At 65.2% G+C, this 12,683-nt stretch carries 12 protein-coding genes; 8 read left to right on the top strand and 4 right to left on the bottom strand.

Annotation, left to right across the window (positions count from 1 at the left end):
• Nucleotides 1-4: 4 nt before the first annotated feature.
• Nucleotides 5-670: an NADPH-dependent F420 reductase gene (npdG, locus tag V5F68_RS16615; RefSeq protein WP_394014130.1), complete on the bottom strand. Its 666-nt coding sequence runs from the start codon at nucleotides 668-670 to the stop codon at nucleotides 5-7.
• A 475-nt stretch (nucleotides 671-1,145) separates the two neighbouring features.
• On the opposite strand from npdG, the gene V5F68_RS16610 reads away from it, so the two are divergent.
• From V5F68_RS16610 to V5F68_RS16595, 4 genes are all read left to right on the top strand, one after another.
• Nucleotides 1,146-2,309, top strand: coding sequence for an ABC transporter substrate-binding protein (locus V5F68_RS16610; protein WP_394014129.1), 1,164 nt, complete (start codon nucleotides 1,146-1,148; stop codon nucleotides 2,307-2,309).
• Between the two features lie 181 nt (nucleotides 2,310-2,490).
• Nucleotides 2,491-4,842 carry a xanthine dehydrogenase family protein molybdopterin-binding subunit gene (locus V5F68_RS16605; protein ID WP_394014128.1) on the top strand — a complete coding sequence of 784 codons (2,352 nt, stop codon included), beginning with the start codon at nucleotides 2,491-2,493 and terminating at the stop codon, nucleotides 4,840-4,842.
• Nucleotides 4,839-5,657, top strand: coding sequence for an FAD binding domain-containing protein (locus V5F68_RS16600; protein WP_394014127.1), 819 nt, complete (start codon nucleotides 4,839-4,841; stop codon nucleotides 5,655-5,657). Before V5F68_RS16605 ends, V5F68_RS16600 begins: the two co-directional genes overlap by 4 nt.
• Nucleotides 5,654-6,850 (top strand): xanthine dehydrogenase family Fe-S subunit, encoded by a 1,197-nt coding sequence (locus V5F68_RS16595; protein ID WP_394014126.1) that lies wholly within the window; start codon nucleotides 5,654-5,656, stop codon nucleotides 6,848-6,850. Before V5F68_RS16600 ends, V5F68_RS16595 begins: the two co-directional genes overlap by 4 nt.
• A 53-nt stretch (nucleotides 6,851-6,903) precedes the next feature.
• Here the strand turns inward: V5F68_RS16595 and V5F68_RS16590 are convergent, their stop codons facing one another.
• The gene (locus V5F68_RS16590; RefSeq protein WP_394014125.1) at nucleotides 6,904-7,395 is read right to left on the bottom strand and encodes an Lrp/AsnC family transcriptional regulator; all 492 of its coding nucleotides are present in this window, start codon (nucleotides 7,393-7,395) and stop codon (nucleotides 6,904-6,906) included.
• A 434-nt stretch (nucleotides 7,396-7,829) separates the two neighbouring features.
• On the opposite strand from V5F68_RS16590, the gene V5F68_RS16585 reads away from it, so the two are divergent.
• Entirely contained in the window at nucleotides 7,830-8,540 is a 711-nt protein-coding gene (locus V5F68_RS16585; protein ID WP_394014124.1) for a GntR family transcriptional regulator, read from the top strand.
• 140 nt (nucleotides 8,541-8,680) lie between these two features.
• Here V5F68_RS16585 and V5F68_RS16580 read toward each other — a convergent pair whose 3' ends face one another.
• Both V5F68_RS16580 and V5F68_RS16575 read right to left on the bottom strand, forming a co-directional pair.
• Nucleotides 8,681-8,944, bottom strand: coding sequence for a DUF2312 domain-containing protein (locus V5F68_RS16580; RefSeq protein WP_348844337.1), 264 nt, complete (start codon nucleotides 8,942-8,944; stop codon nucleotides 8,681-8,683).
• Between the two features lie 129 nt (nucleotides 8,945-9,073).
• Entirely contained in the window at nucleotides 9,074-9,418 is a 345-nt protein-coding gene (locus V5F68_RS16575) for a DUF1244 domain-containing protein (protein WP_394014123.1), read from the bottom strand.
• A gap of 72 nt (nucleotides 9,419-9,490) precedes the next feature.
• Here V5F68_RS16575 and V5F68_RS16570 point away from each other — a divergent pair, with 72 nt between their 5' ends.
• From V5F68_RS16570 to V5F68_RS16560, 3 genes are all read left to right on the top strand, one after another.
• Nucleotides 9,491-10,378 (top strand): DMT family transporter, encoded by an 888-nt coding sequence (locus tag V5F68_RS16570; RefSeq protein ID WP_394014122.1) that lies wholly within the window; start codon nucleotides 9,491-9,493, stop codon nucleotides 10,376-10,378.
• Between the two features lie 104 nt (nucleotides 10,379-10,482).
• Nucleotides 10,483-11,031, top strand: coding sequence for a DUF1036 domain-containing protein (locus V5F68_RS16565; RefSeq protein WP_394014121.1), 549 nt, complete (start codon nucleotides 10,483-10,485; stop codon nucleotides 11,029-11,031).
• 111 nt (nucleotides 11,032-11,142) lie between these two features.
• Nucleotides 11,143-12,627, top strand: a complete 1,485-nt coding sequence (locus V5F68_RS16560; RefSeq protein WP_394014120.1) for an FAD-dependent monooxygenase — start codon at nucleotides 11,143-11,145, stop codon at nucleotides 12,625-12,627.
• The last annotated feature ends 56 nt before the right edge of the window (nucleotides 12,628-12,683 follow it).

Genomic DNA, 12,683 nt, shown 5'->3' with positions numbered 1-12,683 from the left:
CGGGTCAGCCGACGGCGGGGATGTCGAGGCCAGTGATGCGGATGCCGGCGCCCGGCACCTTGTAGCGGCGGTTGATGCCGATCAGCACCGAGGTAAGCGCTTCTGCGGCGGCCGAATTCGCCAGCACGCCGCCGTCGACGCCGCGCGTCGCGACGACGCCGGCAAGGGCGATCACCTGGTCCCGCGCGTCCTTGTCGTTGCCGAAGACCAGCACGTCGCAATCGGCCTTGCCGCCGCCATGCAGCTTGGTGGCGCCGACATTGTGGAACGCCGAGACCACGCGGACGCCGTCGCCAAGCAGCGATTGTGCGATCTGCGCCGCAGACCCTTCCGGCGGTAACTGAACGGTGGAAACCTTGGGTGGGACCAGGGGCACTGCGGCATCCACCACGATCTTGCCCTGGACGGCGTCACGCACGTCCAGAAGCGTGGATTCATGGCTCGCGAAAGGCACCGCCAGCACGACGATATCGCCGGCGCGCGCGGCGCCCGCATTGTCGTCACCGCGCGCCGAGCCCCCGAGAGCGGCTGCGGCCTCCGCGGCCTTTTCCGCGCTGCGCGAGCCGATCACCACGTCATAGCCGGCGGCCGCCCAGGATTTGGCGAGGCCGGAGCCGAGATCGCCGGTTCCCCCGAGAATGGCAATGATGGGCTTGGCGTCGCCGGGCATGGGCTCTGATCCTGATTTTGGTGTTAAATCAAATTCTTGGCGAGTTCACGCAAGGTGCGTGTGGCGGGGAATTCGATCTCAATGAACCAAATGGTGCTATAAACAGAATGATAAGACAACTCAATTCTTCAATCGCCTTTTCGTCCTGCCGAGGGACGGAAAGGGCACCTGAAAATCCAGAGATGGCGGCGGTTTGCGACTCCTAAGTTTGCGGCTCCAAGCCGTGGCGCGGCGGGCGCGGCAAAAAAATGCTGCGCCTCGCAAAGCGATTGCGCAAGAGAGCCTTGACAGGATGAGTTTTCCTATCTGATGGTATATAGAATGATTGACATTCGAGAGTTGGTTTCGGAAAGTCTCGGAGCCTCTCATCCGTCATTCATGCGCGTCATGTGGGCCTTTCGCGCATGTTCATCGCAGCAAGACGATGCCAGTGCTTCAACAATGATAAATAACCCCCCTTCAGAGGACCGGTGATATGGTGAAGCTGAAATCAGGATTTCTGACATCTGCCGCCTGCGCGTTTGGCCTGTCCTTGGCAGTCGCGCTGCCGGCGGCCGCACAAGACATTTCAATTGGCGTGAATATGCCGCTGACCGGAGCGTTTGCTGCATCCGGCAATTTCGTCGCCGACGGCGCCAAGATCGCCGTCGAGGAGATCAACGCCAAGGGCGGCGTACTGGGCAAGAAGCTCAACCTCATCATCGAGGACAATAAGAGCAATCCCACCGAGGCCGCCGCAGTCGCGGAAAAGCTGATCGTGCGCGACAAGGTGCCGGTCATGCTCGGCGCCTGGGGTTCCAGCCTGACCCTCGCGGTCATGCCCAAGCTGATGCAGTACAACGTGCCGATGGTGGTGGAAACCTCGTCTTCCTCCAAGATCACGCTGCAGGGCAATCCCTACGTGTTCCGCATCTCCGCCCCGTCCTCGCTGGAGGCGCAGAATTTCGCCAAGGTCATTGACGGCTTCAAAATCAAGAAGGCCGACTTCCTGGTCGTGAACAATGACTGGGGCCGCGGCACCGCCAGCGACTTCTCCGCCATGTTCAAGGACAAGGGCATCCAGGTCGGCGCGGTCGAGACAATGGATCAGGGCGCGCAGGATCTCAGCGCCCAGCTGGCCAAGATCAAGGCGTCCGATAGCGATACCCTCATCGTCACCACCGCCGTGGAGCAGTTGACCCTTGTGCTGAAGCAGGCCCAGTCGCTCGGCCTCAACAAGCAGATCATCACCACCGGCGGCTCCCAGAGCCCCGACCAGCTCGCCGAACAGGCCGGCACCGCTGCCAACGGCACGTACCACCTGCTGTTCTTCACCCCCTGGTCGCCGGAAGCGACGCCCTATCCGGATCGCGCGAAGGCGTTCGTGGAAGCCTGGAAGAAGAAGGGCTATCCCATGGCCGGTCTCACCGAGAGCTTCCGTGGTTATGACGGAATCAACGTGATCGCCGCCGCCATCGCCAAGGCCGGCGCGGCCGATCCTGCGAAGATCACCGTGGCCCTCTGGAAGGTCGAAGTGCCTGGCCTCAATGGCAAGATCGTGTTCGCCAAGGCCGGCCCCGAGGGGCGTGAGAGCGGCCAGAGCAGCCCGGCCACCTATGTCGTGAAGATCGTCAACGGCAAGGTGGAAGTGGTTCACTGATCCGGAAGGGGCATTTGAACCCCCGTCTCTTCCGGTTGGGTGGGGCATCGGCGGGCCAGCGCCTGACGCCGTCGGTGCCCCATCTTTTTTCGGCAAGCTGTGGCTGCCGCCGGTTCTGGAATTGGATTCCCGCAGCCAAGATGCCGGCTGAGTGTTGAAGCCGACGCTTAAGGAAAACGCGATGACGAAGCAGGGTGTCGGGGCGCGTCTCCCGCGCAAGGAGGACGATCGCTTCCTGCGCGGACGCGGCCAGTTCGTGGCCGATATCCGCCTGCCGGGGCTGAAGGATGTTGCCTTCGTGCGCAGCCCCCTCGCCCACGCCCGCATCCACGGCGTTCACATCCCTGAGGCTTATCGCGAGGTTGCTTTCAGCGCCGAGGCGCTGGCGGGCGTCAAGCCGATCCGCGCGGTGACGGCGCTGCCCGGCTTCAAGGTGTCGGAGCAGTGGCCGCTCGCCACGGATAAGGTCCGCCAGGTGGGCGAATTGCTCGCAGCCTGTGTCGGCGACACGCGGGCCCAGGCCGAGGACATCGCCGCCGCCATAGAGCTGGACCTGGAAGAGCTTCCCGCCGTCCACGACATGGTTTTGGCGCGCGCGCCCGGCAGTGCGCTGGTGCATGAGCATTGGGGTGACAACGTCTTCCTCGAAAGCTTCATGGAAGTGGGCATCGAGAAGGCCTTCGACGCCCAGATCAAGATCACGCGCACCATCTCCACCGCGCGCCAGAGCATGGCGCCCATGGAGGGGCGCGGGACGGTGGCGCACTGGGATCATCGCAAGGAACAGCTCGTTCTCCACACCGGCAGCCAGATGCCGCACATCGTGCGCAACGGTCTGGCCGAATGCCTGGGGCTCAACCAGGAACAGATCCGGATCATTTCGCCGGACGTCGGGGGCGGCTTCGGCTACAAGGGCATCCTGCTGCCGGAAGATATCTGCCTCGGCTGGCTTGCCATGCGCCTCGGCCATCCCGTGCGCTGGATCGAGGATCGGCGCGAGAGTCTGACGGCCGGCGCGAACTGCCGCGAGCATCATTATTCGATCACCGCCTATGCCGATCGCGATGGTACGTTGCGGGGCGTCGATTGCGAAGCCATCGTCGATTCCGGCGCCTATTCCTCCTATCCCTTCTCGGCCTGCTTGGAGGCCGCGCAGGTCGTCAGCATCCTGCCCGGCCCGTACGATTTCCCCTCCTATCGCTGCCGCACCTGGTCGGTCGCCACCAACAAATGCCCGATCCTGCCCTATCGCGGCGTGGCGCGCACCGGGGTGTGCTTCGCGCTCGAACTGGTGCTGGACGCGATCGCCCGGGAGATCGGCATGGAGCCGCACGAACTGCGGCTGAAGAACCTCGTGCGGCCCGAACAGATGCCGTTCGACAACATCACCAAGAAGCATTTCGACAGCGGCGACTATCCGCAGGCGCTGAACCGCGCCATCGCCATGGCGCGCCTTGACGACGTGCGCGTGCGCCAGGCGAAGGGCGAGGCGGATGGCCGGCTGATCGGCATCGGCCATTCCATCTATTGCGAGCAGGGCGCCCACGGCACTTCGGTCTATTCCGGCTGGGGCATTCCCATGGTGCCGGGCCACGAGCAAGCGACCGCCCGCATGACGCCCGACGGCGGGCTCGAGCTGCGCGTCGGCGTGCATTCCCACGGCCAGAGCATGGAAACCACGTTCGCCCAGGTGGCGCACGAAGTGCTCGGCATCGATACCGCGCGCATCAAGCTGGTGCACGGCGATACCGAATACACGCCCTATTCGACAGGAAGCTGGGGCTCGCGTTCCATGGTGATGGCCGGTGGCGCGGTCGCCACCGCTTGCAAGGAAGTGGCGGCGCTCGCGGCGAAGATCGGCGCGCATCTGCTCCAGGCGGATCCGGCCGAGGTGGTGATCAAGGATGGGTTCGCGGTCGCGCCCTCAGGTTCGGTGAGCCTCCAGGAGATCGCGCACACCTGGTATCGCCGCCCGCAGGACCTTCCCGCCGGCATTGACCCACACGGTCTTGAATCCACCATCGGCTACAAGCCGGTGCGCGATACCGGTACCTTCTCCTATGCCGCCCATGTGGTGCTGGTGGCGGTGGACCCGGAACTCGGCGACATCGAGATCCTTGACTATGTGATCGTGGAGGACGGTGGCAAGCTGGTAAACCCCATGGTGGTGGACGGCCAGATCTATGGCGGCCTCGCCCAAGGCATCGGCACCGCGCTCTATGAGGAGATGCCGTTCGACGCCTCCGGCCAGCCGCTCGCCTCCACCTTTGCCGACTATCTGCTGCCCGGCCCCACCGAGGTGCCGGAACCGCGGCTCGACCATATGGAATTCCTCGCCCCCTATACGGAATTCGGGGTGAAGGGCATCGGCGAGGGCGGCGCCATCGCCCCGCCGGCCGCCATCGGCAATGCGGTGAACGATGCGCTGAAGGGCATCGGAGCCGAGCTGCTGCATTCGCCTATTACGCCGCGCCGTGTCCTGGAAGCCATCGAGGCAGCCAAGGCCGCCAAACTCGCCGGGAGCGTGGCATGAAGTCTGTCCGTTTCGATTATGAACGCCCCGTTGAGATCGGCGCCGCGCTCACGTTGATGCAGGACGAGGGGCGGGTGGTGAAGATCATCGCCGGCGGCCAGTCGCTCGGCCCCATGCTGAACATGCGCCTCGTCCAGCCGGAATTGCTGGTGGACATCACAGCCATTCCCGCGCTGAAGCGTGTCGAGGACAATGCGGACCACATCGTCGTCGGGGCCTGCGTGACCCATGCCGATTTCGAGGATCGCCGCGTGCCGGACGTCACCGCCGGCGCATTGCCGGGTGTGGCACGCGGCATTGCCTATCGTGCGGTGCGCAACCGCGGCACGGTGGGCGGAAGTCTGACCCACGCCGACCCCTCCGCCGATTGGATTTCCATTCTCTCCGCCGTGGGCGCGCGGGTGATCCTGCGCTCGGCCGCGGGCACCCGCGAGGTGCCGGTGGAGCAGTATATGCTCGGCGCGCTCGCCGCCGATCTGAACCCTGGCGAACTGCTGGAGGCGGTGCGCATTCCCAAATGCAGCGCCTCGGCTCGCTGGGGTTATTTCAAGAGCTGCCGCAAGACCGGAGAGTTCGCCCATGCCATCGGTGCGGTGCTTATGGACCCCGACCGCGGCGTGTTTCGCGCGGTGATGGGGGCGACCGAGACGCGGCCCATCCTTGTGACCGAACGCGCGGCGCTATTCGCTGAAACGGGCTTCTCGACGGGCGCGGCGGAAGAGGTGGCGCAGGCCGCCGGCATGGGCGACCTGCTGGATCGCAGGACACACGCGGTGGCGCTGCGCCGCGCATTCGAGCAGGCGGACGCGGCATGAGCATGGTTTCCCTCACCGTCAATTCCCGCACGGTCCGCGCCGATGTGGAGCCGCGCACAAACCTCGCCGATTTCCTGCGCGATTCGCATGATCTCACAGGCACCCATGTTGGTTGTGAGCACGGCGTCTGCGGCGCCTGCACCATCATCGTGGATGGCGAGCCGGTGCGCTCTTGCATCACCTATGCGGTGGCGTGCGAGAACGCGCAGATCACCACCATCGAGGGCCTCAACGATGACGAGGTGGCGGGTGAGCTGCGCGCCGCCTTCACACGCGAGCACGGCCTTCAGTGCGGCTATTGCACGCCGGGCATGATCGTCTCTGCCCGCGACGTGGTATTGCGCATGCCCGACGCCAGCGAGCATGAGATCCGCGTCGCCATGAGCGGAAACCTATGCCGCTGCACCGGCTATGTGGGCATCGTGCGGGCGATCCGCTCGGTGATCGCGGAGCGCAAGGCGCGTGGCGCAGCCCCCCGGGCCGATGTGCGCACCGTCCTCGGCCCGGCCGGCTCCGGCCACGCCGGCGCTTTTGCCGCGGGTACGCAGAAGTCGCCAGCCGCCCCGGCTGCCAGGGCGGCGGCACCTGCGCCGCGCGCGGCGGCCAAGCTCGATGCCGACTGGGTTCCCCAGACCAGTTTTCCCCAGAGCTTCGTGGTCGCCCATCCCGTGGACGTGGTGTGGGATTTCTTCGGCCGCGTGGATGAAGTGGCCGCCTGCCTGCCCGGGGCATCCCTGGTCGGCACGCCGACGCCCGAGCATGTGGAAGGCCAGATCCGCGTGAAGGTCGGGCCCATGGTGGCCGAATTCCAGGGCGTCGCCGATATCTCGCGCGACGATGTGCTGCATGCGGGGCGCATTTCCGGCAGCGGACGCGACACGCGCAGCAATTCGGCGACACGCGGCCTCATCGGCTACACGCTGACGCCGGTTGAGGACGGCCGCGCAACGCGGGTGGACGTGAGCATCGGCTACACGCTCACGGGCATGCTGGCGCAGTTCGGGCGTTCCGGCCTGGTGCAGGACATCGCCGGCCGCCTGGTGGCTGCGTTCGTGCAGAATCTCGAGGCGCGGCTCGGCCAGGGTGAAGGCGCGCCTGCGGCCCCCGTGGTCACGGAACTGAACGCCGGATCGTTGGTCTATTCGGTTTTCCTGTCGCGGCTGAAAGAGCTATGGCGCAGAATTGCCGGATAAAGCGGGGCGCGCGCATGGCGCAGAAACGCGCCGCTGCCCCTGCGCCTGATTGCTCACCGATCCAGGGGCACGGTGAGGCCGGTCTTGACCCGGTCCATCACAACAAGCGTCCGAAAGCGCTTGATATTGCTGTTTTCGAAGAACAGGCGGCGGGTGAGGTCTTCATACTCCGCCATGGTCGCGACGGTGACGATCAGCACGAAATCGGCATCTCCCGTAACGTAATAGCATTGCTGGACTTCGGGGCAGCGGACGAAATTGGCTTTGGCCGCGTCCACGAGATCGATGCGCTCGCTTTCCACCACCACTTCCACCACCAGCGTCAGCGGCTGGCCGACGCGGGCGGGATTGAGAATGGTGACGTCGCCCGCGATCACGCCGGTCTCGCGCATGCGCTTGATGCGCCGCTGCACGGCGGCCGCGGAGAGGTTCACGCGCTCACCAATGGTGCGTTGCGGGGTGGTGTTGTCCTTTTGAAGGATAGTAAGAATGGCGAGGTCGAAGGCATCCAGATCTGCGCGCTGGTTGGACAGAGAAGAAGCCATGACACACCAAATCCGTTGAACTTTTTTACATTCTAATAGTATAATTATCTTTGTCTATGATGTATTGTTTATATTCTAACGTTTATAAAATAATATATCAGATATACATAAATGATTTATACATATATATCGGTTCAGTATTGGTGATTGATAATATCGCATAGTCGGGGTGTGTTCTGCCTGCATGATTGGCGGCGGCTTAATCATGTGCGCGTTTTGGCGTCTTGCGTCGTTCGGTAATTCTATGCCCGGCGCGGGAAGACGGGCTAATATGCACAAGTCGCAGGCACTTCCCTATTCACCTTTGCCCGCCATGGGGCTAAACTATGATTTCAGGCGTGAAGTGGAGATGGTTTCTGCTCGCGCGCCGCCGAGTCTGATGGTCCTGTATGCAAACAAAGTCCAAACTATCGGCAGCCTATGATCGAAGCCGCGTGCCGCTCTACATCCAGGTCGCATCGGTGCTCCGGCAGCGGATCCAGGCAGGCCATTGGGCGATCGGCGACAAGATTTCGACCCTTGAAGAATTGGAAGAGGAGTTTCAGGTCGCGCGCGTCACGGTGCGCCAAGCCGTGGAAATGCTGCGCGATGAAGGGCTCGTCAGCGCGCGCCAGGGGCGTGGCACCTTCGTTTCCAGCGTTGTGCCGGATCGGCACTGGCTGAAGCTTGAGACCACCTGGGCGAGCCTGATCGCGTCGGTGAAGGAAAATGTGCCCCGGCCCATCACCTTGACCGAGAACGTGCCGCCGCCGATGCTGAAGCCGGAGGACGGCGAACTCGCATCCGAATACGTCTCGCTGAAGAGCCTGCAGTTTCGCGATGACCAGCCCTATTCCATCGTCAACCTTCTGCTTGCGCGCCATGTGTTCGAAATGGATCGCGACGTCTTCCTGACCGGCCCGGCCTTGCCGGCGCTCGCCGGCCTCAAGAAAGTGAAGGTTAAGGATGCCCACCAGACGCTGATCATCGGCAGTGCCGATCCGACGGTGGCCGATCTCATGAAGATCCCGCTGGGAGCGGCGACGGTTGAGAGCCATTGCGTGGTGGTGGACGCGAAGAATGTCGCCATCTACGTGGCGGACATCGTCTATCGCAGCGATTGCATCAAGTTGCAGATCGACCTGCTGCGCTCCGAGCGCGGCTGAGGCGGCATTCCGCGCCAGCTCAGTCCCGGGAGTCATGCCGCCGGAACCGTGCCGGCAGCGTTCGTTTCAAACGTGCGCCGATGACCGGGCCGGGCCGGGCCAAGACGAAGGCCCCGCAACCGTCCCGCCGCGCTGCCGCCTCAGGAGAAAATGCCGAGCGCCTGCATGTAGAGGTCGACGATCGCCTCGTGCTCCTTGCGCTCGTCCACGTCTTCCTTGCGAATCTTCAGGATTGCGCGCAGCGCCTTCACGTCGAAGCCGTTGGCCTTGGCCTCGGCGAAGACGTCCTTGATATCGTCGGCGATCGCCTTCTTCTCTTCCTCAAGGCGCTCCACGCGCTCGATGAAGGATTTCAGCTGTTCCTTGGCAAAGCCCGCCGGGGCGTCCGATACGTCTTCCGACACGTGGTGCAACCTCATAAACAAACAGGGGCGGATAGGGCGCCGATCAGGGGCAAGATACAGCGCGCAGGTGGGCACCGACGTCAAGCCGCTGTCCCCGCAATCCTCCCTATCCCCTGCCGCGCGGCAGGTTCAATGGCCGTCGTGCGGCGGCTTGAAGGCGGCGGACTGCTCCGGCGTCGCCTCGGTCTGGTAACGGCTTTTCCATTCCTCGTAAGGCATGCCATAGACGACCTCGCGGCTCTGCGCTTTGCTCACCGGCAGGCCTTCGGCCTCTGCGGCGTCCAGATACCAGTTGGAGAGGCAGTTGCGGCAGAAGCCGGCGAGGTTCATGAGCGCGATATTCTGCACGTCGGTGCGCTCGCGCAGATGGGCGACGAGCCGCCGAAATGCCGCGGCTTCCAGCCGCTCGCGATCCTGGTCGGAAAGCGACGCGGGGCCGTCCTGCTGTGTCGGATTTGAAGTTTGCGTGCTCATGGCGTGTCCACCCTTTGTCGCCTTCATGTGGCGCGCGCGCGCGCCGGGTGCAAGGGTCGCAAGGGGCATGCCATGAAGGGGCTGCAGCCCGTCGCCCCTCAACCGCTACGGCTGGTGCTCGGCATCGCCGCCCTCGCCGCCGGCGCTTTCGCCATGGGCGCATCGGTGCTGTTCGTGCGGCTCGCCGATGTCGGTCCGTTCGCCAGCGCGTTCTGGCGCGCCGCCCTGGCGCTGCCCGTCCTGCTGGTCTGGGCGGTGGCGGCGGACGGGCGCGGCGCCCTTGTGCCCGATCGCGCCTCGTTGCTGGCGGGGGTGTTCTTCGCCGGTGACTTGTTCTTCTGGCATCTGGCCATCCTCGGCACCAGCGTGGCCAATGCCGCCGTGCTGGCCACCACCTCACCGGTGTGGGTGGCTTTGTTCGCGTGGCTGGTGCTGCGCATCGCAATCACCCGCGCGACCCTTGCCGGGCTCGCCTTGTGTCTCGCCGGTGCGGGGGCGCTGATCGGGCGCAGCTTCCATCTGGAGCCGGCGCATCTGCTGGGAGATGCGGCCGGGCTCGTGACGGCGATCTTCTTCGCCGCTTATTTCCTGGCGATCGGCAAGGCACGGCGCTTCCGCGGGGCCGGGGCCGTCACGCTGATCTCCACTGCCGCAACGGCGGCGATCCTGTTCCTGGTGGCCCTGGCGGTCGAGCCGACCCTGTGGCCCGCCAGCGCCTCCGGGGCCGCGGCCCTGCTGGGCCTTGCCTTGGTGAGCCAGGTGGGCGGGCAGGGGCTGATGGCGGTCGGCCTTTCGGTTGTGCCGCCGATCTACGGGGCGCTGGTGTTCTTTCTGGAAGTGGTTTCGGCGGCAGCCTTGGGCTGGCTGGTGCTGGGCGAGGCGCTCGGGCCGCTTCAGGGCATCGGCATGGGGCTGGTGTTGTTCGGCCTGTGGGTCGCGCGGCCGGGGCAGGGCAAATGATCCGCCTCGCTTCTGCCCCGATCACGCCCGAAAAGGCGGGACGATGCGTCGCCCATGCATCGTCCATTGACGCCCGTGCCGTACCAAGGCTAACAGCCGAGCCCATGTTGTTTTCCCGCCCGTTCGCTCCGAATGGATTTTCCAGCTTCTGGCGCGGTCTGCGCGCGCTGGCGCTTCTCGCCTTGCTGGCGGCCGGCGCGCTGACGGCCAGCGCGGGCACCGCGGCGGCCGACTTCCGCTTGTGCAACCGCACTTCCAGCCGTGTCGGGGTGGCGATCGGCTATAAGGAAAACGATGTCTGGACCACCGAAGGCTGGTGGAATGTCGCGGCCAACAGCTGCGAGACTCTGCTGCGGGGCGATCTCGTGGCACGCTTCTATTATCTCTACGCCGTGGATTACGACCAGGGCGGGGAATGGGCCGGCAAGGCCTATATGTGCACCCGCGACAAGGAGTTCACCATTCGCGGGGTGGAGGACTGCTTGGCACGGGGCTTCGACCGGGCCGGCTTCCTGGAGGTGGACACCAAGGAGCAGCGCGGCTGGACCGTTCAATTGACCGAGGCCAACCAGTCCGGCCGGGCGCAGCCGGGCATCGCGCCCCCCGGCGCCGCGCCCATGCCCATGCCAAACCCGGGCAATCGCGGGAAATAGCATCCAGATTGGCGGCTATTGCGCCGTTCCCCCTGCCGCTGTGATATTTCCTCAAGGGCCGCGCCATCCTGCGGCGCCACGGGCAAAAATGCCCGGGTCAGGGAGGGTCACATGGCTGGGACGGGGCGTGTTCTCATCGCGGGCGCGGGGCCGGTTGGCCTGACCCTGGCGGGCGAACTGGCACGATATGGCGTCGGCGTGCGGATCGTGGACACATCCGCGGCGCGGACCGACAAATCCAAGGCGCTGGTGCTGTGGAGCCGCTCGCTGGAGCTGCTGGCCCGCACCGGCCGCGCGCAAGCCTTTGTCGACGCCGGCATGGAAGTGTATGGCGCCCGCATTTCCAACGGCCGCACGCTGATCGCCGAGATCGATTTCGACGCAGCCGAGAGCCTGTTTCCCGCCGCCGTCATGATCCCGCAGAGCGAGACCGAGCGGCTGCTCGAAACCCACCTGGAATCGCTGGGGGTTAAGGTGGAGCGCAACACCGGGCTCACCGGCTTCGCGCTTGTGGGCGATGGCGTGCACGCCACCGTGCGCGACGCCGCCGGCCGGGAGGAACAGGTGGAAGCGGACTGGCTGGTGGGCTGCGACGGCGCCCATTCCACGGTGCGCCACACGCTCGGCATGGACTTTGCGGGCAGCACCCAGCCGAGCGACTGGGTGCTGGCGGATGTGCACCTGGAGGGGCTGACCCCCGACAAGCTGGATATCTATTGGCATTCCGACGGCATTCTCGCCTTCTTCCCCATCACCGGCGGGCGCTATCGCATGGTGGCGGATCTCGGCCCGTCGCAAAGCGAGGCGCACCGCCCCGACCCGACGCTCGCCGAGGTGCAGGCGCTGGTGGATGCGCGGGGGCCCGGCGGCATCCGCATGTTTGATCCCTTCTGGCTGGCGAATTTCCGCATCAACGAGCGCAAGGTGAAGGACTACAGCCGCGGCCGCGCGTTCCTGGCGGGCGATGCCGCCCACATCCACAGCCCGGCGGGCGGGCAGGGCATGAACACCGGCATGCAGGATGCTTTCAACCTCGCCTGGAAGCTGGCGCTGGTGGTGCGCGGGCGGGCGAAACCGGCTCTGCTCGACAGCTATTCGGTGGAGCGCAGCGCCATCGGCGACCTGGTGCTGCGCAACGCCACGCGCATGACGGACCTTGCGGTGATGCGCAATCCGCTGGCCCAGGCGGTGCGCAATTTCGCCGCCCATGTGGTGCTGGGCCTGTCGCAGGTGCAGCGCCATGCTTCGCACAGCCTCACCGAGCTGGAAATCGCCTATCCCCTCAGCCCGCTGTCGGTCACCGCGCCCCATGCGCCCCATGGCGCGGACCTGCCGAAGGCGGGCGAGCGCTGGCCGCAGCTCGACGCGGCGCTTGCCCCCATCGGCTCCGGCGATACACCCCGCTTCGCCCTGATCGCGCCGGGCGCGGCGGCAAGCGAGCTTGCGGCCGGCTTCGGCGGGCTGGTTGAAGCGCGTGAGCCGCCAGCGGGTTACGACGGGCTTTGGGTGGTGCGGCCGGACGGCTATGTGGGCCTCTTCGCTGCCGCGACGGATCTTTCCGCCGCCGAAGCCTATCTGGCTGGAATCCTGGTCTGAGGGGGTGTCGGGCCGCATTCTCCCAAAAAATGTTTCACGTGAAACAATGGGTTAGC

This window comes from Roseixanthobacter pseudopolyaromaticivorans, from assembly GCF_043195145.2.
Taxonomy (GTDB): domain Bacteria; phylum Pseudomonadota; class Alphaproteobacteria; order Rhizobiales; family Xanthobacteraceae; genus NCEH01.
This window is presented reverse-complemented; position numbering and strand designations above follow the sequence as displayed.

Bases quoted from the DNA above. Each gene is read 5' to 3' on its own strand.
- npdG (WP_394014130.1), bottom strand. From the start codon at position 670: ATGCCCGGCGACGCCAAGCCCATCATTGCCATTCTCGGGGGAACCGGC.
- V5F68_RS16610 (WP_394014129.1), top strand. From the start codon at position 1,146: ATGGTGAAGCTGAAATCAGGATTTCTGACATCTGCCGCCTGCGCGTTT.
- V5F68_RS16605 (WP_394014128.1), top strand. From the start codon at position 2,491: ATGACGAAGCAGGGTGTCGGGGCGCGTCTCCCGCGCAAGGAGGACGAT.
- V5F68_RS16600 (WP_394014127.1), top strand. From the start codon at position 4,839: ATGAAGTCTGTCCGTTTCGATTATGAACGCCCCGTTGAGATCGGCGCC.
- V5F68_RS16595 (WP_394014126.1), top strand. From the start codon at position 5,654: ATGAGCATGGTTTCCCTCACCGTCAATTCCCGCACGGTCCGCGCCGAT.
- V5F68_RS16590 (WP_394014125.1), bottom strand. From the start codon at position 7,395: ATGGCTTCTTCTCTGTCCAACCAGCGCGCAGATCTGGATGCCTTCGAC.
- V5F68_RS16575 (WP_394014123.1), bottom strand. From the start codon at position 9,418: ATGAGCACGCAAACTTCAAATCCGACACAGCAGGACGGCCCCGCGTCG.
- V5F68_RS16570 (WP_394014122.1), top strand. From the start codon at position 9,491: ATGAAGGGGCTGCAGCCCGTCGCCCCTCAACCGCTACGGCTGGTGCTC.
- V5F68_RS16565 (WP_394014121.1), top strand. From the start codon at position 10,483: ATGTTGTTTTCCCGCCCGTTCGCTCCGAATGGATTTTCCAGCTTCTGG.
- V5F68_RS16560 (WP_394014120.1), top strand. From the start codon at position 11,143: ATGGCTGGGACGGGGCGTGTTCTCATCGCGGGCGCGGGGCCGGTTGGC.